This window comes from Actinokineospora enzanensis DSM 44649 (assembly GCF_000374445.1).
In the GTDB taxonomy this organism is placed as follows: domain Bacteria; phylum Actinomycetota; class Actinomycetes; order Mycobacteriales; family Pseudonocardiaceae; genus Actinokineospora; species Actinokineospora enzanensis.
The window spans coordinates 1-21,915 of sequence record NZ_KB894413.1 but is presented as its reverse complement, the minus strand read 5'-3'; the positions used below and the strand labels follow the sequence as shown (position 1 = coordinate 21,915).

General features: G+C 71.6%; 24 protein-coding genes. 14 read left to right on the top strand and 10 right to left on the bottom strand.

The window, feature by feature from the left end; genetic code table 11:
- Positions 1 to 216: 216 nt before the first annotated feature.
- On the bottom strand, positions 217 to 1,713 hold the full coding sequence (locus C503_RS0114945) for a leucyl aminopeptidase (protein ID WP_018683024.1): 1,497 nt from the start codon (positions 1,711 to 1,713) through the stop codon (positions 217 to 219).
- Between the two features lie 168 nt (positions 1,714 to 1,881).
- Here C503_RS0114945 and C503_RS0114940 point away from each other — a divergent pair, with 168 nt between their 5' ends.
- Together C503_RS0114940 and C503_RS0114935 are read left to right on the top strand one after the other, a co-directional pair.
- A complete protein-coding gene (locus tag C503_RS0114940; protein ID WP_156893232.1) occupies positions 1,882 to 3,078 on the top strand; it encodes a hypothetical protein in 1,197 nt (398 codons plus the stop codon).
- 74 nt (positions 3,079 to 3,152) lie between these two features.
- Positions 3,153 to 4,253: a branched-chain amino acid aminotransferase gene (locus tag C503_RS0114935; RefSeq protein ID WP_026316324.1), complete on the top strand. Its 1,101-nt coding sequence runs from the start codon at positions 3,153 to 3,155 to the stop codon at positions 4,251 to 4,253.
- Between the two features lie 78 nt (positions 4,254 to 4,331).
- Here the strand turns inward: C503_RS0114935 and C503_RS39430 are convergent, their stop codons facing one another.
- Together C503_RS39430 and cobT are read right to left on the bottom strand one after the other, a co-directional pair.
- Positions 4,332 to 4,646, bottom strand: a complete 315-nt coding sequence (locus tag C503_RS39430; protein ID WP_018683021.1) for a TfoX/Sxy family protein — start codon at positions 4,644 to 4,646, stop codon at positions 4,332 to 4,334.
- Positions 4,647 to 4,892: 246 nt separating this feature from the next.
- A complete protein-coding gene (cobT, locus tag C503_RS39425; RefSeq protein ID WP_018683020.1) occupies positions 4,893 to 5,993 on the bottom strand; it encodes a nicotinate-nucleotide--dimethylbenzimidazole phosphoribosyltransferase in 1,101 nt (366 codons plus the stop codon).
- Between the two features lie 100 nt (positions 5,994 to 6,093).
- Here cobT and C503_RS0114920 point away from each other — a divergent pair, with 100 nt between their 5' ends.
- Genes C503_RS0114920 through C503_RS0114910 form a run of 3 tightly spaced genes read left to right on the top strand, consistent with a single transcriptional unit; the run spans position 6,094 to position 7,321 of the window.
- Positions 6,094 to 6,288 carry a hypothetical protein gene (locus C503_RS0114920; RefSeq protein WP_026316323.1) on the top strand — a complete coding sequence of 65 codons (195 nt, stop codon included), beginning with the start codon at positions 6,094 to 6,096 and terminating at the stop codon, positions 6,286 to 6,288.
- 28 nt (positions 6,289 to 6,316) lie between these two features.
- Positions 6,317 to 6,613 (top strand): hypothetical protein, encoded by a 297-nt coding sequence (locus C503_RS0114915; RefSeq protein WP_018683018.1) that lies wholly within the window; start codon positions 6,317 to 6,319, stop codon positions 6,611 to 6,613.
- Between the two features lie 6 nt (positions 6,614 to 6,619).
- Entirely contained in the window at positions 6,620 to 7,321 is a 702-nt protein-coding gene (locus C503_RS0114910) for an alpha/beta hydrolase (RefSeq protein ID WP_018683017.1), read from the top strand.
- A 104-nt stretch (positions 7,322 to 7,425) separates the two neighbouring features.
- Here C503_RS0114910 and C503_RS0114905 read toward each other — a convergent pair whose 3' ends face one another.
- The 5 genes from C503_RS0114905 to ccrA all read right to left on the bottom strand — a co-directional run bounded on the left by C503_RS0114905 (position 7,426) and on the right by ccrA (position 12,310).
- Positions 7,426 to 7,875, bottom strand: a complete 450-nt coding sequence (locus C503_RS0114905; RefSeq protein ID WP_018683016.1) for a universal stress protein — start codon at positions 7,873 to 7,875, stop codon at positions 7,426 to 7,428.
- A 209-nt stretch (positions 7,876 to 8,084) separates the two neighbouring features.
- Positions 8,085 to 8,819 carry an alpha/beta fold hydrolase gene (locus C503_RS0114900; RefSeq protein ID WP_018683015.1) on the bottom strand — a complete coding sequence of 245 codons (735 nt, stop codon included), beginning with the start codon at positions 8,817 to 8,819 and terminating at the stop codon, positions 8,085 to 8,087.
- Positions 8,820 to 8,823: 4 nt separating this feature from the next.
- Complete coding sequence (locus C503_RS0114895; protein ID WP_156893231.1) at positions 8,824 to 9,516, bottom strand: hypothetical protein; 693 nt, start codon at positions 9,514 to 9,516, stop codon at positions 8,824 to 8,826.
- Positions 9,517 to 9,745: 229 nt separating this feature from the next.
- On the bottom strand, positions 9,746 to 10,930 hold the full coding sequence (locus C503_RS39420) for a coiled-coil domain-containing protein (RefSeq protein ID WP_018683013.1): 1,185 nt from the start codon (positions 10,928 to 10,930) through the stop codon (positions 9,746 to 9,748).
- Positions 10,931 to 10,978: 48 nt separating this feature from the next.
- Complete coding sequence (gene ccrA, locus C503_RS0114885) at positions 10,979 to 12,310, bottom strand: crotonyl-CoA carboxylase/reductase (protein WP_018683012.1); 1,332 nt, start codon at positions 12,308 to 12,310, stop codon at positions 10,979 to 10,981.
- Between the two features lie 319 nt (positions 12,311 to 12,629).
- Here ccrA and C503_RS0114880 point away from each other — a divergent pair, with 319 nt between their 5' ends.
- Positions 12,630 to 14,087: a peptide MFS transporter gene (locus tag C503_RS0114880; RefSeq protein WP_018683011.1), complete on the top strand. Its 1,458-nt coding sequence runs from the start codon at positions 12,630 to 12,632 to the stop codon at positions 14,085 to 14,087.
- 19 nt (positions 14,088 to 14,106) lie between these two features.
- On the opposite strand, the gene mce is transcribed toward C503_RS0114880, so the two are convergent.
- Complete coding sequence (gene mce / locus C503_RS0114875; RefSeq protein ID WP_018683010.1) at positions 14,107 to 14,553, bottom strand: methylmalonyl-CoA epimerase; 447 nt, start codon at positions 14,551 to 14,553, stop codon at positions 14,107 to 14,109.
- Between the two features lie 154 nt (positions 14,554 to 14,707).
- Here mce and C503_RS0114870 point away from each other — a divergent pair, with 154 nt between their 5' ends.
- The 5 genes from C503_RS0114870 to C503_RS0114850 all read left to right on the top strand — a co-directional run bounded on the left by C503_RS0114870 (position 14,708) and on the right by C503_RS0114850 (position 19,237).
- Entirely contained in the window at positions 14,708 to 15,895 is a 1,188-nt protein-coding gene (locus tag C503_RS0114870; RefSeq protein ID WP_018683009.1) for an acetyl-CoA C-acetyltransferase, read from the top strand.
- Between the two features lie 3 nt (positions 15,896 to 15,898).
- A complete protein-coding gene (gene meaB, locus C503_RS0114865; RefSeq protein WP_018683008.1) occupies positions 15,899 to 16,846 on the top strand; it encodes a methylmalonyl Co-A mutase-associated GTPase MeaB in 948 nt (315 codons plus the stop codon).
- 26 nt (positions 16,847 to 16,872) lie between these two features.
- Entirely contained in the window at positions 16,873 to 17,778 is a 906-nt protein-coding gene (locus C503_RS0114860; protein ID WP_018683007.1) for an ABC transporter ATP-binding protein, read from the top strand.
- Positions 17,775 to 18,824: an ABC transporter permease gene (locus C503_RS0114855; RefSeq protein WP_018683006.1), complete on the top strand. Its 1,050-nt coding sequence runs from the start codon at positions 17,775 to 17,777 to the stop codon at positions 18,822 to 18,824. The genes C503_RS0114860 and C503_RS0114855 overlap by 4 nt, the downstream gene beginning before the upstream one ends.
- Positions 18,825 to 18,886: 62 nt before the next feature.
- Positions 18,887 to 19,237 (top strand): DUF3817 domain-containing protein, encoded by a 351-nt coding sequence (locus C503_RS0114850; protein WP_018683005.1) that lies wholly within the window; start codon positions 18,887 to 18,889, stop codon positions 19,235 to 19,237.
- A 239-nt stretch (positions 19,238 to 19,476) separates the two neighbouring features.
- Here the strand turns inward: C503_RS0114850 and C503_RS0114845 are convergent, their stop codons facing one another.
- Positions 19,477 to 19,983, bottom strand: coding sequence for a MarR family winged helix-turn-helix transcriptional regulator (locus tag C503_RS0114845; protein ID WP_018683004.1), 507 nt, complete (start codon positions 19,981 to 19,983; stop codon positions 19,477 to 19,479).
- Positions 19,984 to 20,080: 97 nt separating this feature from the next.
- On the opposite strand from C503_RS0114845, the gene C503_RS0114840 reads away from it, so the two are divergent.
- From C503_RS0114840 to C503_RS45935, 3 genes are all read left to right on the top strand, one after another.
- Entirely contained in the window at positions 20,081 to 20,380 is a 300-nt protein-coding gene (locus C503_RS0114840) for an MTH1187 family thiamine-binding protein (RefSeq protein WP_018683003.1), read from the top strand.
- 41 nt (positions 20,381 to 20,421) lie between these two features.
- Positions 20,422 to 21,294 (top strand): SCO6745 family protein, encoded by an 873-nt coding sequence (locus C503_RS0114835; protein WP_018683002.1) that lies wholly within the window; start codon positions 20,422 to 20,424, stop codon positions 21,292 to 21,294.
- Between the two features lie 398 nt (positions 21,295 to 21,692).
- Positions 21,693 to 21,915, top strand: a 223-nt coding sequence (locus tag C503_RS45935) for a helix-turn-helix domain-containing protein (RefSeq protein ID WP_342663387.1), incomplete at its 3' end; no start/stop codon positions are given.

Below are 21,915 nucleotides of genomic sequence, written 5' to 3'. Positions count from 1 at the left end.
GGCTGGCGGTGCCGCCGGAACGGCCTCGTACTGGATGTACTTGGTCGTTTCGGCGGTGCCGTCAGGCACGTCGTGGGCGGGTCGATACACGGCCGACGTTCTGGGTCGCACCACTAGGTGGGGTCGCGACGGGCGTGATCGTCCTGTCTCAGGGGTACCGTGGTCGACTTTCGTCACGGTACCCCTGAGGTGCGGTCGGTCTGTGTGTTGCTTTTCTCAGCCGTTGGCGGCGATGTCGGCTAGGACGGCGGCGATGGTGCGGACCGGGACGCCGGTGCCGCCCTTGGCCGTGTAGCCGTACGGGCCGCCCGCGTGGTAGGCCGGGCCTGCCACGTCGATGTGCGCCCACGGCAGGTCGTCCGGCACGAACTCGCGCAGGAACACCCCGGCCGCCAGCATGCTGCCCCAGCGGTGCCCGGTGACGTTGGCCAGGTCGGCCAGCCGGGAGTCCAGGTCGGCGCGCAGCTCGTCGGGCAGCGGCATGGCCCAGCCGCCCTCGCCGGTGGCCCGCGCGATGCCCGCGACCCGGTCCCGGAACTCGTCCGAGCCCATCACGCCCGCGGTGCGGGTGCCGAGCGAGACCAGCTGGGCGCCGGTCAGCGTGGACGTCTCGACCAGGTAGTCCGGGTCGTCCTCGGCGGCGCGCACGATGGCGTCGGCCAGGATCAGCCTGCCCTCGGCGTCGGTGTTGAGCACCTCGACGGTCTTGCCGCCGTACATGGTGAGCACGTCGCCGGGCCGGTAGGCGTTGCCGGAGGGCATGTTCTCCGCCATCGGCACGGTCGCGGTGACGTGCAGCGGGTACTTGAGCCGCGCGGCCAGCACGATCGAGGCCACCACGGCCGCCGCGCCGCCCATGTCGGAGGTCATCTGCTCCATGTTGGCCGCCGGCTTGATGGAGATGCCGCCGGTGTCGAAGGTGATGCCCTTGCCCACCAGCGCCACCTTCCTGCGCGCCTTCGGGCCCTTGTAGGTGATCCGCACGAGCCGGGGCTGGCGGGCGGAACCGCCGCCGACGCCCAGGACGCCGCCGAAACCGTTCTTCTTCAGGCCCTTCTCGTCCAGCACCTCGACGTCCAGGCCCGCGTCCTTGGCGAGCGCGACGGCGCGCTCGGCGAACGAGGCCGGGTAGAGGTCGTTGGGCGGGGTGTTCACCAGGTCGCGCGCGACGATGACGGCCTCGGCGATCGCGGTGGCCGCCTTGAGCGTGGCGCGGTGCTCCTTGGTGCCGCCCGTCTCCGGCGCGGCGAGGTCCACCTTGGCCAGTGCGGCCTTGGCCGGGTCGGACTTGTAGGCCGAGAAGGAGTACGCGCCGAGCAGGGTGCCCTCGACCGCGGCCTGGAGGTCCACAGTGGACAGCGTGCTGGCCACGTGCCTGCTCGACCCGAGCGCGCGCGCCGCCGCCCCGGAGGCGCGCCGGACCTGTTCGGGGGTCACCGCGCCGTCCGCGTCCGGCTTGCCCAGTCCGGCCGCGACGACCAAGCGGGCCTTGAGCCTGCCCATGGTCGGCACCTTCACGATCTCGTCCAGCCTGCCGGTGGCGCCGAGCGCGCCGAGCACCTCGGCCAGGGTGCCGTCGAACGCCGCGTCCACGGATCCGCCGCCGGGCGCGAGCGCCACACCGGAGCCGTTCTGGACGGTGCCGACGACGATCGCGTCGACCTGGGCGTCGGATACCGGCGCGGTGGCCAGGGCCAGCTTGGGGGCGGTCACAGGTGTGCTCCTTGGGGAAATCTCGGGTCGCTCGGCCGGGAGTCCTCGTGGGACCGCCGCGCGGACCTGGTCCAGCGGCCGGGTAGTGACCCATGCTAACGAGTTGATCGCGGCTTTCAACCAGTGGTCGGATGGAGATCCCGGTCCCGATCTGACACGGTTGTGCCCGTGACAGCGATGGGACAGGCCCGATCCGGGGCCTGGGCTAGAGTGCCCGCCGCCGCGGCCGCGGCCCTGGGCGGCGGCGCGCTGCTGACGAGCGGACCGGCCGCCGCGGCCGCGGGCTGGTGGTCGTTGGCCGCGCTCGCGCTCGCCGGGCTTGTGGCCCTGCTGACCGCGGTGTCCTTCGCCGATCTTGCCGCACAGTCTTCTCCGGCGAGCGTCTTCGCGCACGTCAGAACCCGGCTGGGGGTGCTGCCCGGCCGGTTGGCAGGCGTGCTCGCCTGCGCGGGGTGGACGGTCGCGGGCGCGACGGTGGCGGGCGCGATGGGCGCGTACCTGTGGCCCGCGCGTCCCCGGCTGGCCGCGGTCGCTCTGGTCGCGGCGGTGCTGGTGGCCGTTCTGGCGCGGTGGCGGCCCACCCCGCCCGCGCGCTGGCTGATCTTCGTTGTGACCATGGTCACAATGCTGGTGTTCATCGTGGCCGGGTTGGCGATCGACCCGGTCGCGCAGGCCGTGCCGACCGATCCCGGGGTGAGCGGCGCGGACGACCCGACCGGGGTGCTGACGGCGGCGGGCGTGCTGTCGTTCGGATTCCTCAACGCGGACCGCGTCCGATCGCCCCGCACCGCCGCCGGGACGGTGGTCGCGGTCGCCGCGATGTCCGGACTGGTCCTGTGGACGGCTCTGCGCCAGCTCGGCGGACCCCGGCTCGCGCTGTCGCCGACCCCGCTGCGGGACGCGCTCGCCGCCGCCGATGGCGCCGCCATCGACCCGCTGCTGACGCTCGGCCTCCTGGTCGGCGCCCTGCTGTCCATCCGGGTCCTGCTCGATCGGGCCGCCGACGAGGTCGCGGACCTGGCGTCGGAGGGCGAGTTCCCGGCCGCGGCCGTACCGCACCGGTACCTGCTCGTGGCGATCGCCATGGCGGGCATCGCGCTCGTGGCCGACCCCGGATGGGCGGTACAGCTGGCCGCCACGCTCACTCTCGGTGCGTTCGCCTTCGTCAACTCGGCGGCGCGCACGCTGTGCCGGACGGACCGGTCCACCTGGATCCGCACCGGCTGCTGCGGCCTGTTCCTGTGCGTGGTCGTCGGCGTGAACATCTCGCTCGCCGCGCTCGCCACCGCCGTCGCGGTGCTCGGCGCGGGCGCGGCGGCGGGCACGGTCCGTGTCCGCCGGGCGCGTGCCGCCACCCCCGGGTGACGTGCGGTAGTCGGTCGTCCGATCCTCGGGATTCCGATTTTCCCGCGGCCCGTCAGGCGATACCGTGTCGAGGTATGACGCCTACCTTGCCGTTCACGCGGATCCCCCACCCGAACCCGGCGACCCCGGAACGGGTTGCGGAGGTACTCGCCGGGCCGGGCTTCGGGCAGTTCTTCACCGACCACATGGTGACGATCCGCTACACCCGCGGGCGCGGCTGGCACGACGCCGCGGTCGGCCCGTACGCGCCGCTCACCCTGGACCCGTCGGCGATGGTCCTGCACTACGGCCAGGCGATCTTCGAGGGCCTGAAGGCCTACCGGCAGCCGGACGGCTCGATCGCGTCGTTCCGCCCCGAGGCCAACGCCGCCCGGTTCAACAGCTCCGCCCGCAGACTGGCCATGCCCGAGCTGCCCGAGGACGTGTTCCTCGACTCGCTGCGCGAGCTGCTCGCCGTCGACGCGCGCTGGGTGCCCGAGCAGGCCGAGGAGTCGCTGTACCTGCGCCCGTTCGCGGTCGCCACCGAGCCCGCGCTGGGCGTGCGCCCGGCCGACGAGTACCTGTACGCGCTCATCGCCTCCCCGGCGGGCGCCTACTTCGCGGGCGGCCCCAAGCCGGTGACGGTGTGGTTGTCCACCGAGTACGTGCGCGCGGCCCCCGGCGGCACCGGCGCGGCCAAGTTCGCAGGCAACTACGCCGCCTCCCTGGTGGCCCAGGCCCAGGCCGCCGAGAAGGGCTGCGACCAGGTCGTCTGGCTCGACGCGGTGGAACGCCGCTGGGTCGAGGAGATGGGCGGCATGAACCTGTTCTTCGTGCTGGGCACCGGATCCGACGCCCGCGTGGTCACCCCGGAGCTGTCCGGCGCGCTGCTGCCCGGCGTCACCCGCAACTCGATCCTCACCCTGGCCGCCGACCTCGGCTACGGCGTGGAGGAGCGGCGGATCTCCACCGAGGAATGGGAGAAGAAGGCCGAGTCGGGCGAACTGACCGAGGTCTTCGCCTGCGGCACCGCGGCCGTCATCACCCCCGTCGGCCACGTCAAGCACGCCGACGGCACCTTCGACATCAGCGGCGGCGAGACCGGCCCGGTGTCCAGGAAGCTGCGCACCACCCTCACCGCCATCCAGCGCGGCGAGGCGCCCGACACCCGGGGCTGGCTCACCACCCTCGCATAGGCACGGTTCCGTCCGGCGCCCCGGTCCTTTTCGGAGGATCGGGGCGCTGTCCTTTGTGGATGGTCGGCGGTGGACCGGTCAGCCGCGCAGGTGCGCGAGGGCGGTGTGCGCGAGGCCTGCCCACCGGTCGGACTGGTCGATCGGCAGGGCCACCCAGTCCTTGAACGGCCGCCCCTTGCCCGACGGGTCGAACAGCTCCGCGCCCGCGTGGCCGAGTGCGGCCGCGTGCTCGGGCGTGCCCGCGCCCAGGCGGAACGCCAGCCGATCGCCGCGCAGGCAGGCGAACGCCTTGCCGTCGGCCAGCAGCGCGCGTTTGCCGAACATCTTGCCGTCGGTCACGCCCAGGTCCGCCAGTCCGGCGGCGATACCGTCCAACAGCGCGTCAGGTGTCATGCCGCCAGTGTGCCGCGCCCCACCGACAGTCGAACTCCACATCGGAGTCGGGGCTCTTGGCTGCCGGGACGGAGCCCGCCGCAGCACAGCCCGCCGCACCCAGGGGGAGCCCCCACGGCCATTCTACCGGGCGGGACTGTCAGTGGATCTTCAACAGCGAGTTGTGGATCTTGCCTGTGGATAGCTTCTGTCGCCCGGACGGGTGGAGTTCCCGGCCGGGCGACAGTCCACAGTGGACCACGAGGTTTACCGCCAGCCGCCGTTGCGGCCGTTGACGTCGACCACGGCGGGGAGGCGCACGTCGCCCTCGCTGACGCCCGCGTCGCCGAAGGTGGACATCTCGGCGAGTACGCGGGCGGCCATGGTGACCAGGGGGAGCGCGGCGATGGCGCCGGTGCCCTCGCCCAGGCGCAGGTCCAGGTCCAGGATGGGTTCGAGGTCGAGCTGCTCCAGCACCAGCGCGTGCGCGGGCTCCACGGACCTGTGCCCGGCCCGCCACCACTCCGACGCGCCGGGGGCGAGCTCCTCGGCGACCAGGGCGGCGGCGCCGACCACCAGGCCGTCGAGGATCACCGGGGTCTTGCGCACCGACGCCTGTGCCAGGAACGCGGCCATGGCGGCGATGTCGGCGCTGCCGACCGTGCGCAGCAACGCCACCGGGTTGGCGCTGACCTTCCGGGCGCGGCGGAGCCCGTCGCGGACCGCGGCGGCCTTGCGCATCCAGGTCTGGTCGTCGATGCCGGTGCCGCGGCCGACCACGGCCACCGGCTCGGCCCCGGCCAGCGCGGCGATCAGCACCGCGGCCGGGGTGGTGTTGCCGATGCCCATGTCGCCCGCGACCAGCAGGTCGGCGCCGCCGTCGACCTCCTCGTCGGCGATGGCGCGGCCCGCGGTGATGGCGGCCTCGATCTCGGCGTCGGTGAGCGCGTCCTCGCGGTCCAGCGACCCGGACCCGCGGCGCACCTTGTGCGCGGTGACCTGCGCGGGGAACTCCTGGTCGGTGTCCACGCCCAGGTCGAGCACGCGCACGGTGGCCCCGGCGGTGGCGGCCATCACGTTGATCGCGGCGCCGCCCGCCAGGAAGTTCGCCACCATCTGGCCGGTCACCTCGGCCGGGAAGGCGGACACGCCCTTGCCCGCGATGCCGTGGTCGCCCGCGAACACCACGACCCGCGGCCGCGCGAACGCCCGCGGCGGGCACTGGCCCTGGCAGGCCGCCACCCACACGCCCAGCTCCTCCAGCCTGCCCAGCGACCCGGCGGGCTTGGTCAGCTCCCGGTGCCGGGCCTCGGCCGCGCGGTGCGCGACCGCGTCGGGGGTGGGGATGAAGGGGAACTCGGTGCTCACCCGACTACCTCCGCGCTCGTCTCGGCCGGTCGCTGCCCGGCCGTCACCTCAGAGCCTGCCAGAGCACCCCGGCGCGATCACAGCCGCTACCGTGATCGGCGTGACTTTCCGCTGGCGCTACGAGGACGAATCGGGTGGTTCGGTCGTCGGTCCGGACATCGTGTTCGCCGACCGGGACGAGGCCGAGGCCTGGTTCGCCGACACCTGGCCCGACCTGCTCGAATCGGGCGTGGAGCGGGTCGTGCTGGTGGACGGCGACACCGAGGTCTACGGCCCGATGAGCCTGCGTCCATGACCCCCGCGCCCCGCTAGCCTGGTCACCCGTGCCCCGCCGCCACCGCAAGGACCCCAGCCAGGACGCCCGCCCGCTCGGCGGCGGCCTCTTCGACCAACGCGTCGAGTCCGCATCCGACGGCGACTGGATAGTCCGGCGCATTCCCGCGGCCCAGGCGACGAAGACGTATCGCTGTCCCGGTTGCGACCACGAGATCCGGCCCGGCGTGGCGCACGTGGTGGTGTGGTCGGCGGAGGAGCACGGGACGGTCGAGGACCGTCGCCACTGGCACCCGGCCTGCTGGTCCGCCCGCTCCCGTCGCGGCCCCACCCCGAAACGTCGGTGAACTCCGTTGACCCGCATCGGCCCGGGAACCCTGCTTCCCGCTGACCGCACCCCGATCACCCTGCGCACCGACGACGGACTGCGGCTCGCCGGTGAGCTCGCGCTGCCGGTCGGCCGGGTCCCCCGCGCGACGGTGATCTTCCTGCACCCGAACCCGACCGGGGGCGGGTCCATGGACACGCACGTGATCCGCAAGGCCGCCGCGCGGTTGCCCGCGTTGGCCGGGGTCGCCGTTCTCCGGTTCAACACCCGGGGCACTCGGAGCGAGTCCGGGGCGAGCGAGGGCGTGCACGAGGATTGTGTGGGAGAGGGGGCCGATCTGACCGCGGCGATTGATTATGTGGCCGATCTGCCGGATGTGTGGTTGGCCGGATGGTCATTCGGCACGGATCTGGCTCTGATTCACGGACTTCGCCCTCGGGTGCGCGGGTTGTTCCTCCTGGCTCCCACGCTTCGCCGCAGTCGCCCGGAACACTTGGCGGCCTGGGGTGACTCGGCCAAGCCGGTTCGCTGTGTGGTTCCGGAACTGGATGACTATGTCCGCCCGGCTGAGGCCAGGACGCGGTTCGCGGCGATTCCGCAGGCGGAGGTCATCGAGTTCACCGGCTGCAAACACCTTTTCGTCGGCCACGCCGAATCCGCGCTGGACTCCCTGGTCGACCTCGTGGCCCCCGACATCCCCACGCCGCTGCCCCGCGAGTGGCCCTGACACCGTGCCGTGGGAGCCCGGTCCGAGCCCCGCCCACCAGGGCTCGGACCGGGAAGCCGTGCGGGGAGTCTGCGCCTCCTCCGCCGCTTCCGCCAGCCCCGGCGTCAGGTCGTGTGCACGATCAGCACGTCGACCCCCGCCTTCCGGGCGGCCTCGGCCGGGACCGACCCCAGGATCCGCCCCGCCAACGTGTTCAACCCCCGGTTCCCGACCACCAGCAGATCCGCTGCCTGATCGGCGACCACCCTGGCCAGCGCGGGTACGGCGTCCCCGTCGACGACCACGGTCTCGACCTCGGTGGCCCCGCCCTTGCGCGCCCGCTCGGCGGCGGTCCGGACGGACTCCTCGGCCGGGTTGGCGCCGACCACCTGGTAAGCCACGTCCTCGCCGAGCTCGTCCCGAGCCCGCGCGATGTCACGCTCGCCCCGGGCCCGATAGGCACAGGCGATCACCAGCCGAGCACCGGCATCGGCGGCGATGCCCGCCGCCCGGTCGACCGCGCGAAAGGACGAGTCCGAGCCGTCGGTACCGACGACGATGGTCCGGTAGGTCATGAGCCGGTCCCTCCCCGGGGAGCTACTTGCCGGTAGGTCTAACCGGGACAACGACCGACCCCGCGCCGGGACGCGCGAGGGCGATGACGATCACACGCCCGCTCGGCTGATGCGGTGCGATTCAGGCCCCTCGTTCCCGCTCTCCACTGTCCCGGCGAGGTCAACGCCCCAGCCTGCCGCCGCCTGCTGCTGCGGGCGCGGGATCCGGTCTAGGTCCGGGAGCGCAGCCACGGCACGACGGCCGCCAGGAACGCGTCCGGGTCCTGCACCGACGGGAGATGTCCGAGACCCGGCAGCGCGATCACCTCGGCGCGCGCGACAGACCCCAGATCATGCGCCAGATCCACAGGGATCAACGCGTCGTCCGTCCCATGCACCACGAGCATGTCGAGATCGAGCGCCCGCACCGTCTCCCGGGAGTCCGGCCGGGCCGCCATCGCCCGCTGCGCCCACGCCACGGCCGCGCCGGACTGTTCCTCGATCCAGTCCCGCACCGTCGCCCGCACTGGGTGATCACCGACCAACGCGGGCAGCATCGACTCCGCGAGCCAGCCCGCGACACCGTCCCGCTCCGCTCGTTCCGCCACCGCCAGCCGGTTGGCGCGTGGGCCGGGGTCGTCGGCCGCGAGCTTGGTGTCGACGAACAGCACCCCCGCCACGCGCTCGGGTGCGGCGCGCAGCATCGCCATCGACACGTAGCCGCCCATCGAGCAGCCGCCGATCACCGCCCGCTCGATGCCCAGCGCGTCCAGCAACCCCACTGCGTCCGCCGCCACCGTCTCCAATGACGGTTCGGCGTCGCCGAGCGGGGAACGGCCGAACCCCCGTTGGTCCGGGGTGATCAGGCGGACATGCTCCGAGAGCCCCGCCCGCACCCCGTCCCACATGCGCGAGTCGAGCGGGAACGCGTGGAACAACACGAGCGGTGTGTCGGTGGAATGCATGCCCTCATTCTGGCCCGGCGACCCGACCCGACATGACCCGCTCCACCGCGTCCGGACCGGACAGTTCCGCCCGCGCGCGCGGGTTGTCCAGATAGAACCGCAACGTGTGCAGGACCACGAGCTGGTCCAGGTCCACGGTCCGCATCGACACCGCGCACACCAGGTCCGGGCCGAACCGCACCGCGAGCTTGCGCATCCGGTCGTTCACCTCGCCCTGCCCGTGCGCGGCCACCCCCAGGTAGTTCTGGCTCGGCGCGCCCCGTCCGCGTCCCATCCGCAGGCTCACCGGCCGGATCTCGGTGATCGAGGTCCACGGCAGCCGCACGCTCGGCCGCGCCCAGTTCAGCACCACGTGGTCGGGCGTCAACACGATCCCCACCTCCCGCTGCTTGCGCGTCAGCGCGAAGATCCCGGCGGCGAGGAACAGCAGCCCCAGCAGGCCCAGGACGCCGCCCGCGATGCCGAGCATCAGGTGGCCGCTCGCGATCAGGAGGCCGCCGGGGACCATCAGGCCCAGCCCGACCACGATCAGCACCACCCCGGCGGCGATCGTGGTCGGCCGGGTCGGCAGCAGCAGGCCCGCCGCGCCCTCGGAGTCCACGGTCAGTGCGTTCCCGGCGGGCTTGCCGGACTCCTGGGGCGACCCGTCGGTCCGGCGCCAGGGGTGCGGGCAGGGCAGAAGGGGTGCTCGATCCATGATGACCATGGAATCGCACCGGGCGGAGGTACCGCCAGACAGGTGCGGTGGATGGGCGTTATCGGCACCGAACGGTTGAGTGTCCGGGCCGCGAAGGCCAGGGGCTACTCAGCGTCACCGATCGATCGCCTGCCAGGAGCTTCGGCCGTATTTCGAATTATGAACAAGGGTCCACGAGAAAAAGCGCGAGTGGGCGACGTATCTTCCGCGAAGCACCCCCGCTATTCGCTCAACGCCGGGTCGCGGGCCGTTTGTTCTGCTGCCCACCGGGCCGCGTCAACTTCTGCGTCCGGTCAGCCGCCGCGGGTGAGGCGGCGGCCTCCGCCCGCTCACTGGGCCTTTCCGGCTGCGCCGCGGGCGCACGCTCCGGCTCGATGTCCGCGGGCTCCCAATGCTCCTTCGGCGGCCCCACCACAGCCTGCATCGCCTGCGTGGGCGACTCGTCCGCGGGCGAGCCGTCGACGGTCTTGGGCGTGGTCCGCTCCTCCGGCAACGGATCCAACACCGGCGCCGCGTCGGCCAACTGCACATGCGCGTCCGCGATCAAGTCCCGCGCGGATACCAACTGATCCGCCACCCGGGCCCGCAACTGCCGCAACGCCGCGACCCGCTGACCCGCGTGACTGATCCGCCGGTTCGCCTCTTCCGTGGCCTCCCGGACCCGCCGGTGCGCCTCCGTCGTCGCCTCCTGCAACCGCGCGGTCGACTCGGTGATCGCGTCGTGGCGGCGCCGGTTGGCTTCCTCGGTCGCCTCGCGCACGCGGCGCTCGGCCTCGGACTTGCTCGTGGCCTCCTGCTCCGCCAACGCCCGCATCGCCTCGGTGCGCCGGGCGGCCATGGCGATGTCGAAGTCCTCCTCGACCGTCGTGCGCCGCTGCTCGGACTCCTTCTCCAGCCGGGCGGCCTCCGCGCGCGCGGCGCCCACGGTCTGTTCCGCGTCCGTGCGCGCCTTCTCGATGACACCGCGGTGTTCGGCTTCCATGGCCGTGCGGCGGGATTCGAGCTCGGAGATCAGCTGTTCGTAGCGGGCGCGCAGCGCGGCGCCGTCGGTCTCCGCCTTGGCGCGGATCTGGTTGGCCTCGTTCTGGGCGCGCGCCTTGGTCTCGCCCGCCTCCTCGGTGGCGAGGCGGAGCATGCGCTGCAGGCGTTCGCTGAGGCCCTCCAACGTCGTGGGGGGCTGGGAGAGGCGGTCGATCTGGCCGCGCATGTCGCTGATCTCGCCGCGGCCGGTCTCCAGCTGCCGGGCCAGGTCGGCGGCCTGGGACACGGCCGCGTTCCGGTCGGCGTGCAGCAGTTGCAGTTCGGCGTCGAGCCGTTCCAGGTGCTCGTCCACCTGCGCGCGGCTGTAGCCCCGCTTGGTGATGTCGAAACCGGCACCCAACGGGACGAGATCGCGTTCCTCACCCAAGCCCATGCGCTCACGCTACCCGCAGTGGACGGCCCGCTCACGGAGCACCGCGAATCACACGCCGCGGAATCGGTTGATGGCGTCCAGGTGCCGGGCCCGGGTCTCGTGGTCGCGCACGCCAAGCCCCTCCTCGGGCGCCAGGCACAGCACACCCACCTTGCCCTGGTGGGCGTTCCGGTGGACATCCAGCGCGGCCTGCCCGGTCTCGGCCAGCGGGTACGCCCGGGACAGCGTCGGGTGCACGGCGCCGCGCGCGACCAGGCGGTTGGCCTCCCAGGACTCCCGGTAGTTCGCGAAATGCGAGCCGATGATGCGCTTGAGGTTCATCCACAGATACCGGTTGTCGAACTGGTGCGTGTACCCGGAGGTGGACGCGCAGGTGACCACGGTCCCGCCGCGCCGCGCCACGTAAACCGACGCGCCGAAGGTCTCCCGGCCGGGATGTTCGAACACGATGTCCGGGTCCTCGCCGCCGGTCAGCTCACGGATGCGCGCGCCGAACCGCTGCCATTCGCGCGGGTCCTGGGTGTGTTCGTCCTTCCAGAACCGATATCCCTCGGCGTTCCGGTCGATCACGAGTTCCGCGCCCATCTTGCGTGCGATGTCCGCTTTTTCCGGACTGGACACCACACACACGGGAATCGCACCGCCATTGAGCGCGAACTGGGTGGCGTAGGAACCCAGTCCGCCCGACGCGCCCCAGATCAGCACGACGTCGCCCTGTTTCATGTCCGCGCCGTTGCGCGACACCAGCTGCCGGTACGCGGTGGAGTTGACCAGCCCGGGGGAGGCGGCCTCCTCCCAGGTCAGGTGCGCGGGCTTGGGCATGAGCTGGTTGGACTTCACCAGCGCCAGCTCGGCCAGCCCGCCGAAGTTGGTCTCGAAGCCCCAGATGCGCTGCTCGGAGTCGAGCATCGTGTCGTCGTGCCCGTCCGGGCCCTCCAGCTCCACGCTCAGGCAGTGCGCCACGACCTCGTCGCCCGGTTTCCAGTTGTGCACGCCCGGCCCGGTGCGCAGCACGACACCCGCGAGGTCGGACCCGACCACGTGGTAAGGCAGGTCGTGCCGCTTGGCGAGCGGGGAGAGCTTGCCGTAGCGGTGCAGGAACGTGAACGTGGACACCGGCTCGAAGATCGAGGTCCACACGGTGTTGTAGTTGATCGCGCTGGCCATCACCGCCACCAGCGCCTCGCCGGGGCCCAGCTCCGGGGTGGCGACCTCGTCCAGGTGCAGGGAGCGGCGCGGGTCCTTGTCCCGCGCGTCCAGCCCGGCGAACATGTCGACCTCGTCGGCGTGCACGGTGATCCCGCGGTAGTGGTCGGGTACCGGCAGCGCGCCGACCGCGTCCCGGTCGTCGGCCTGGATGGCGTCGAGGATCTCCCGCACGGCGGACCTCCCGCTTGTCGACACTGGGGCTGGAGACCGGCGACGTTACTCACGGGTAGCGATTCAGATCCGCCCGGTGTGACCGACCGCACGTACGCGTGTTTTCCCCGGTTTGCACTGTGTCGGCACGGGATCGCGCGTGTTCACACCGTCTCTTGTGGATAAACGAGATCTGATGTACCGCCGGACGGGTGAGGTGGTCGTCACGGTTTGCGGTCGGTGAACTACGCACGTGTCATACGGTCGATCCGGTGGAAGGTCCACCGCGACTGACGTGCGGCACCCGTGGCCGCACCCGGGTGAAAAGGACATACCGACCGTGACCACCTCTACCGAGGTCAAGCCCAAGGGGTTCTTCGGGCACCCACGAGGGCTCGCCAACCTCGCGGGCACCGAGATGTGGGAGCGCTTCTCCTACTACGGGATGCAGGCGATCCTGCTCTACTACCTGTACTTCACCGTCGAGGAGGGCGGCCTCGGCATCGACAAGCCGACCGCCGCCGGTGTCGTCGGTGCCTACGGCGGATCCGTGTACCTGGCCACCATCGCCGGGTCCTGGGTCGCCGACAGACTTTTCGGCCCGGAACGGACTCTGTTCTACAGCGCCGTCCTGATCCTGATCGGGCATGTCGCGCTGGCCGTGCTGCCCGGGGTCGCGGGCGTCGCCGTCGGCCTGCTGTGCGTGGCGCTGGGCTCCGGCGGCCTCAAGGCGACCGCGACCACCCTGGTCGGCGCCCTGTACGAGTCCGGGGACGAGCGCCGCGACGCCGGGTTCTCCATCTTCTACATGGGCATCAACCTGGGCGCCCTGGTCGGCCCGCTGCTGACCGGCCTGCTCCAGGAGAACGTCGGCTTCCACTACGGCTTCGGCCTGGCCGCCGTCGGCATGGCCTTCGGCCTGGTGCAGTACACCCTCGGCCGCAGGAACCTGCCCGAGTCCGGGCGCGTCGTGCCCAACCCGATGGACCGGGCCGCGCTGACTCGCGCGCTGGTGTTCATCGTGCTCGGCGTCGCCGCGGTCGTGGTGCTGGTGGTGACCGGCGTGATCGCGCCGAGCAACCTGGCCACCGTGGTCACCTGGGTGATCGTCGTGGTCGCCGTGGTGCTGTTCGCGGTGCTGCTGTCGAGCAAGCGGGTCGACCGGGTGGAGCGGCAGCGGGTCTGGGCGTTCGTGCCGATGTTCCTGGTCAGCTTCGGTTTCTGGGCACTGTTCCAGCAGCAGTTCACCGTGCTGGCCATCTACGCCGAGAGCCGCGTCGACCTGGACCTGTGGGGCTGGTCCGTGCCGCCGTCGTGGTTCAACTCGGTGGAGCCGCTGTTCGTGGTGCTGCTCGCGCCGGTGTTCGCCGCGGTGTGGACCCGGCTGGGGGAGCGGCAGCCGTCGACCCCGGTCAAGTTCGCCATGGGCGTCGGCGCGATGGGCGTGGCGTTCCTGGTGATGGCGGCGCTCGGGTTCACCCGGGGCGAGCACGTCGTGTCGCCGCTGCTGCTGGTCCTGGTGCTGGTCATCTTCGTGCTGGGCGAGATGTGCCTGTCCCCGGTCGGCCTGTCGCTGTCCACGAAGCTGGCGCCCAGGGCCTACACCGCGCAGATGGTGGCGTTGTTCTATCTGTCGCTGGCGATGGGCACGTCGGTCGCGGGCGCGCTGGCCGAGTACTACGACCCCGACTCCGAGCCTGCCTACTTCGGCATCCTCGGCGCGGTCGCCATCGCGCTCGGGCTGATCATGGCGGTGCTCACGCCTGCCGTGCGCCGTCTGATGAACGGCGTGCGGTAAGGGCTGTGTGGAACCGGTTCTAGTGCTCCGGAGCCGGTTCCACCAGTTCGACAAGGACGCCGCCCGCGTCCTTGGGATGCACGAAGTTGACCTTGCTGCCCGCGGTGCCGCGACGCGGCTCGGCATAGAGCAGCCGCAGCCCGGCCGCGCGCAACGCCGCCGCCGTCGCCTCGACATCGGCCACCCGGTACGCCAGCTGCTGGAGGCCGGGACCGTTGCGGCCGATGAACTTGGCGATCGTGGAGGTCTCGTCCAGCGGGGCCAGCAGCTGGATCGCGGTGCCGGTGCCGTCGTCGCCGGGGGCGCGCAGCATCGCCTCGCGCACGCCCTGCTCGGCGTTGACCTCCTCGTGCACGGCCGTCAGGCCGAAGTGGACCCGGTAGAACTCCAACGCCGCGTCGAGATCGGGGACCGCCACCCCGACGTGGTCGATGGCCAACACATGGGTGCTCAGCACGTCGCTCATGCCGCCCAGCGTACCCAGGTGCTACTTATGGGTAACTAAAGCGCGCGCGGGTCGACGTCCCCGTGGCAAACCGCGCGCCCGCGAGTATGGTCCACGTTAACGACCGTTCGCATCGCGGTGGGAACCCCACGGCAGACCCCATAGGAGACCCAAGGTGTCCGGATCCGTCATCGTCGCCGGTGCCCGCACCCCGATCGGCAGGCTGCTCGGCTCGCTCAAGGACCTCACCGGCGCCCAGCTGGGCGGGGTGGCGATCAAGGCGGCGCTGGAGCGCGCGGGGGTGCGGCCGGAGCAGGTGCAGTACACGATCATGGGCCAGGTGCTGACCGCGGGCACGGGCCAGATCCCGGCCCGGCAGGCCGCGGTCGCCGCGGGCATCCCGATGGACGTGCCCGCGCTGACCATCAACAAGGTCTGCCTGTCCGGCCTGGACGCCATCGCGCTGGCCGACCAGCTCATCCGCGCGGGCGAGTTCGACATCGTGGTCGCGGGCGGCCAGGAGTCCATGACCCAGGCCCCGCACCTGCTGCCCAAGTCCCGCGCGGGCTTCAAGTACGGCGACACCACCCTGGTCGACCACATGGCGCACGACGGCCTGTTCTGCGCCTTCGACCAGGTCGCCATGGGCGCGTCCACGGAGAAGCACAACGCCCGCTACGCGCTGACCCGCGAAGCCCAGGACGCCTTCTCCGCCGCCTCCCACCAGCGCGCCGCCGCCGCCATCGCCGAAGGCCGGTTCACCGAGGAGATCGCCCCGGTGAGCATCCCGCAGCGCAAGGGCGACCCGGTCGTGTTCGACACCGACGAGGGCGTCCGCGCCGACACCACCGCCGACGGCCTGGCCCGGCTGCGCCCCGCGTTCGCCGCCGACGGCACCATCACCGCGGGCTCGGCCTCGCAGATCTCCGACGGCGCCGCCGCGGTCGTGGTGATGTCCAAGGCCAAGGCCGAGGAACTCGGCCTGACCTGGATCGCCGAGATCGGCGCGCACGGCGTGGTCGCGGGCCCCGACGCCAGCCTGCACGAGCAGCCCGCCAACGCCATCAAGGCCGCGCTGGCCAAGCAGGGCATCACCACCGCCGACCTGGACCTCGTCGAGATCAACGAGGCGTTCGCCGCCGTCGGCCTGGTCTCCACCGACAAGCTCGGCGTCAGCGGCGACATCGTCAACGTCAACGGCGGCGCCATCGCCCTCGGCCACCCCATCGGCGCCTCCGGCGCGCGGCTGGTCGTGCACCTCGCCTACGAGCTCAAGCGCCGCGGCGGCGGCGTGGGCGCGGCCGGACTGTGCGGCGGCGGCGGCCAGGGCGACGCCCTGATCATCACCGTGCCCCGGGCCTGACGCTTGGTCCCGGAGCTGGTCGACCGCGCGCGGGCGGGCGAACCGCGCGCGGTCGCCCGGCTGCTGTCCCTGGTCGAGGAACCAGGCCCGCACGCGCGCGAGATCGCCACGGCGTTGGCCCCGTACGCGCCCGAGCGGGTGATCGGCCTCACCGGCCCGCCCGGCGTCGGCAAGTCGACCACCACGTCCGCCCTGGTCACCGCCTACCGGCGGGCCGGGCACGCGGTCGGCGTGCTGGCCGTGGACCCGTCGTCCCCGTACTCCGGCGGCGCCCTGCTCGGCGACCGGGTCCGGATGGCCGAGCACGCCACCGACCCGGGCGTGTTCGTCCGCTCCATGGCCACCCGCGGCCACCTCGGCGGCCTCGCCCGCGCCACCCCCCAGGCCCTGCGCGTGCTCGCCGCGGCAGGCTTCGCGGTCGTCCTGGTCGAGACCGTCGGGGTCGGACAGTCCGAAGTGGACATCATGGGGCTGGTCGACACCACCGTGGTGCTGCTCGCCCCCGGCATGGGCGACGGCGTGCAGGCGGCCAAGGCGGGCGTGCTGGAGATCGCCGATGTGTTCGCGGTCAACAAGTCCGACCGCGACGGCGCGGACACCACCGTCGCCGAGCTCCGACACATGATCTCCCTCGGCCGCCGAGAGATCACCGGTCCGGCCTGGCGACAACCGATCGTCAAGACCACCGCCGCGCGCGGCGACGGGATCGACGCCTTGGTCGAAGCCATTGACGCACATCACAAGTGGGCTCAGGCACACGGCAGCCTCACCGAACGTAGGCGCGCCCGCGCGCGCCGTGAGATCGAGGCCGTCGTCCTGGAGACCCTGCGCGCCCGCTGCGACGACGCGACCCTGGTCCGCTTCGCGGCCGAAGTCCTTGCGGGCACGACGGATCCGTACACCGCCGCCGACGGCGTCATCGGCGCGATACGCGAAACCTGGTCGGCATAGCCCGCCGGACGGCTACATTCCTCTCCATGACCAGCGCCGCCATCGTCGTCGAGGACATCCACAAGTCCTATGGCGACCTGCACGCCGTCGACGGTGTCTCGTTCACCGTCGGGCATGGCGAGTTCTTCGGCATCCTCGGTCCCAACGGCGCGGGCAAGACCACCGCCCTGGAGATCGTGGAGGGCCTGCGCGAACCGGACCGGGGCTCGGTTCGCCTGCTCGACGAGAACCCGTTCCCCCGCAACGTGTCCCTGCTGCCGCGCATCGGCGTCCAGCTCCAGGCCTCCGCCTTCTTCGAGAAGCTGACCGCCCGCGAGCAGCTGGAGACCTTCGCCTCCCTCTACGGCATCGGCGCCGCCCGCGCCCGCGAGATGCTCGACCTCGTCGGCCTCACCGACAAGGCCGACACCCGCGAGGACAAGCTCTCCGGCGGCCAACGCCAGCGGCTGTCCATCGCCTGCGCGCTGGTGCACGACCCGGACGTCGTCTTCCTCGACGAGCCCACCGCCGCGCTCGACCCGCAGGCCCGCCGCAACCTGTGGGACGTGCTGCGCGCCATCCAAGCCCGCGGCAAGACCATCGTCTACACGACCCACTACCTGGACGAGGCAGAGATCCTCTGCGACCGGGTCGCGATCATGGACCGCGGGCGGATCCTCGCCCTGGACACCCCCGCCGCCCTCGTCCGCGGCCTCGACGCGCCCGCCCGCATCACCCTCGACCGCGGCGCGCTGACCACCGCCGACGCGGCCGCGCTGCCCGGCGCCGACGAGGTGAGCGAGGACGACCAGGCGCTCACCTTCGTCACCCGAACCCCCGCGCCGCTGCTGACCGCCCTCGCCGAACGCGGTGTGCTGGACGGCCTGCAGGTGCGCACAGCAACTCTGGAGGACGTGTTCCTCCAGCTGACCGGACGGGAGTACCGCGCGTGAAGGGCGCGTTCAAAAGCCTGTCGATCGCCATGGCCAAGGGCTATGTGCGCGACAAGACCACCCTGTTCTTCGCGTTCGTCTTCCCGCTGATGTTCCTGGTGATCTTCGGCCTGCTGTTCCGCGACGTGGGCAGCGAGAAGATCAAGCTCGGTGCCTTCGGCGACGGCCAGGTCATCACCGTGCTGGAACAGACCGGCATCGTCGACGTGCAGCACTTCGACACCCTGGACGCGGGCGTGGCCAAGGTCCGCGACGGCGACCTGCCGGGCCTGGTGGAGGCGACCGGCGACAAGGTCGTGCTGCGCTTCGCCGCCAGCGACCAGTCGCAGGCGGGCACCGTGCAGGGCCTGGTGTCCGGTGTCACACAACAGCTCAACGTCCAGGCCAGCGGGCAGCCGCCGAAGTACGACTTCAGCGCGCAGCAGGTCGAGGACACCTCGCTCAAACCCATCCAGTACCTCACCCCCGGCATCCTGAGCTGGGGCATCGCCATCACCGCGGTGTTCGGCGCCGCGCTGATCATGGTCAGCTGGCGGCGCAAGCAGGTCCTGCGCAGACTCCGCCTGTCCCCGGTCGGCGCGGGCACCGTGCTGGGCTCCCGACTGGCCGTCACCATCTCCGTGGCCGTCCTCCAGGCCGTGATCTTCATCGCGGTGGCCATGCTGCCGGTGTTCGGGCTCACGCTGTCCGGCACCTGGTGGCTGGCCATCCCGGTGTTCCTGATGGGCGTGCTCGCCTTCTTCTCCATCGGCATGCTCGTCGGCGCCTTCGCCAAGACCGAGGAGGCGGCCACCGGCATGGCCAACATCGTGGTCATGCCGATGGCGTTCCTGTCCGGCACGTTCTTCCCGATCGACCTGGCACCGAAGTGGCTGCAGGCGGTGTCGAAGGTGTTCCCGTTGCGGCACATGAACGACGGCATCACGGACTTCCTGGTCCGCGGCAAGGGCGCGGAGGCACTGCTGCTGCCGTGCGGTGTCCTGCTCGGCTTCACCGTGGTGATCTCCGTCATCGCCGCCAAAGTGTTTCGGTGGGAGGACAGTTAGTTCAGCCACTTCCGGCAACCCCCACACCGTCGGTGAGCCCGCTCACTCCCCACACTGGGGACATGTCCACCCCCGCAGGCCGCTTCCGCGCGGTCGCCCTCGCCGAGGCCGTCTCCTGGATCGGCCTCCTGGCAGGCATGTTCGTCAAGTACTTCACCGACTACGGCGACCTGGGCGTGCGGATCTTCGGCTCCGTGCACGGGGCCGTGTTCGTCGCCTACGTCCTGGTGACGTTCTTCACGTCCCGGCAGCAGGGGTGGAACCGCCGGACGACGCTGTGGGCGCTGGTGTGCAGCGTCCCTCCACTCGCGACACTCATCTACGAACGCTGGGCCCTGCGCACCGGCAAGCTCGACCCGGTGGGAGAGCGACGACCGCGAGCGGGCATGCACCTGGCGCTGAGCGCAGCCTGATCACGCCCACCTGTGGACGGTTCGACGGGATGTGGACAACCGGTGGGGGACCCCCGGTTTCCACGTTACCGGTGGTGCATGGCGGAGTGCGCGGTGTTGTCCACAGGGGTGGAAGTCCGTCCTGAGCGAGTCGACGGCCGCCAAAGGCGTCAGTCCCGGCCGGTGATCACGGCGCAGGCGCAGCGGGATGATGTTCGCCAAAGGTTCGTCGGACGTGATGACCGTGCGCGCTGTGAAGGTCATTCCTCGTGGAAGTCGCCCGCGGCGCGGCGGACCTTGGCCAGTAGCTCGGTGAGCTGCACGGTCTGGCGTTCGGTGAGGCCGCGCAGGCCGAAGTCCACCTCGGTCACCGCCGCCGTCGCGGCCGCTCGGCGGTCGCGGCCCGCCTCGGTGATCTCGGCGAGGGTGGTGCGCCGGTCGGTGGGGTGCGGGGTGCGCTTGACCAGACCGTCGGCCTCCAGCCGGTCGACGATGTTGGTGACGCTGGTCGGGTGCAGCTGCAGCCGCTCGCCCATCACGCGCATAGGGAGGCTGCCGCGCTTGGAGAAGGTGAGCAGGACGAGCGCCTCGTAGCGGGCGAAGGTCAGGCCGTGCGGTTTGAGGGCGGCGTCCACGGCGGACTGCAGGATCTGCTGGACGCGCATGACGCTGGTGACGGCGGCCATGGTGGTGGAGTCGCCGATGCGCTCCCCCCACGTCTGCGCCGCGCGGGCGATCGGGTCGAACGGCAACGAGCGCGGCCTCATGAGAACCCAAGCTACCAGTGGGTTCGCCGTCCCGGCGGGGTGTGGCCGGATTCCGGGATAGTGTGCGGTGACCTGCCCCGGACCCCTGGAGTGCGCCGTGCTCATCGCGTTCAGTGTCAGCCCGCTGGGCGGGGAGTCCGAGCAGGTGGGCGCCGCCGTCGCGGCGGCCGTGCGGGTGGTGCGCGAGTCCGGGCTGCCGCACCAGCTGACCGCCATGTACACGATCGTGGAGGGCGAGTGGGACGAGGTGATGCCCGTGGTCAAGCGGGCCACGGACGTCCTGCTCGCGGACTACCCGAGGGTGAGCCTGGTGCTCAAGGCCGACATCCGCCCCGGCCACACCGGACAGCTGACCGCCAAGGTGGACCGGGTCGAGCAGTACCTTTCCGGAGAATAGTCGGACACCCTACTATCGGGCTTCCGATGAAAGGAGCGGCCGTGGACCCCCGCACGCTGTGGCAGGTGTACGAGCCCTACCACACGGTCACCTACTTCACCCCGGAGTCGATCACCGAGACCGACGCGCTGGGCTGCAAGGGCCGCTGGATGGGCTACTTCGGCATGCGCGCCGCCCCGCTCGGCGCCGCCCCCGCCTGGCTGGTGACCAGCGTCTTCTACAACTTCCACCCCTCCCGCGTCGAGCGCGCGGTACCCGAGGTGTGGACGGTGGCCACCCCCGCGGAGTTCCTCGCCGCCCGCCTGCGCGGCGTTGACGGCGCCCTCCGCCGCCTCCTCGGCGACGTGACCGACCCGTCGATCACCGAGGCCGCCGCCCTCGCCCAGGCCGCCGCCGACTGGGCCCCGACCGCGGGCCGACCGCTGGCCGCCGCCAACGCGGCGCTGCCGTTGCCTGCGGAACCGCACCTCGCGCTGTGGCAGTCCCTGACCACGATCCGGGAATCCAGGGGTGACGGCCACGTCGCCGCCCTGGTCACGGCGGGTCTCGACCCGGTGGAAGCCCTGGTCGCCATCGGCGCGGCGGAATCCCTGGACGCCGACTACCTGCGCGCGGCCCGCAACGTCCCGGACGACGACTGGGCCGCCGCCGAGACCCGGATGCTCGAACGCGGCCTGCTGCTCGCTCCGGGGATGCTCACGGAGGAGGGCGCGGAACTCCGCCAGTCCGTCGAGGACCTGACCGACGATGCCGCCGCAGCACCGTGGGAACAACTGGGCGAACGCGAGACGGAGCGGTTCGTGGAACTGCTCGCCCCGCTGTCCCTGCGCATCACGCGCGAGAACGACCGCATGCGGCGCAATCCGATGGCCCTGGACGCGGAGTCGACCCTCAAGGCGTTGGTGGGGGAGTAGCCGGGATCCGCGCGGCCGCTTGGTGGCCCGCCCCGGGGTGTTGGCGTTGGTTGGCGGGCTCTGCCAACGTCGTCTCGGCGGGTTCGGCGGGTTCGGCGGGTTCGGCGGGTTCGGCGGGTTCGGCGGGTTCGGCGGGTTCGGCCGTGTTCTGGCGGGTCCGGCCATGAGTCGACGATTCCCGTCGACGGGTTCAGGCGCCCAGTGCCGCCATCGAACACTCACCCTCTCGCCACGCAGCCGATCTTCTCTGTGCCCCTGGGGTTCATCTCCCAGGTCCGTCTTGTCCCGGGTTCCGCTCTGCCTTTCCCGGGGCCTGCAGGGCCGCTTGACCTCAATGGGTCGATGCGCCGCCTGTGAGATGATCTTCATGGGTTCATGAGTGATCGGAGATTGCCTCGGTGGCGTGTCGTGTGGTGTTGGGTGTGGAAGAGCGGGAGACGATTTCGCGGGAATTACGCGCGGGAAGATCGTTGCGGTGTATTGGCCGGTTGTTGGGCAGGCATCATTCGGTGATCGCCCGGGAGGTCGCGCGTAACGGTGGTCGCGAGGGGTATCGCGCGGCCTCGGCTGTGCGGCGGGCGCGGCGAACGTGTCGCAGGCCGAAAACCCGGAAATTGGAGC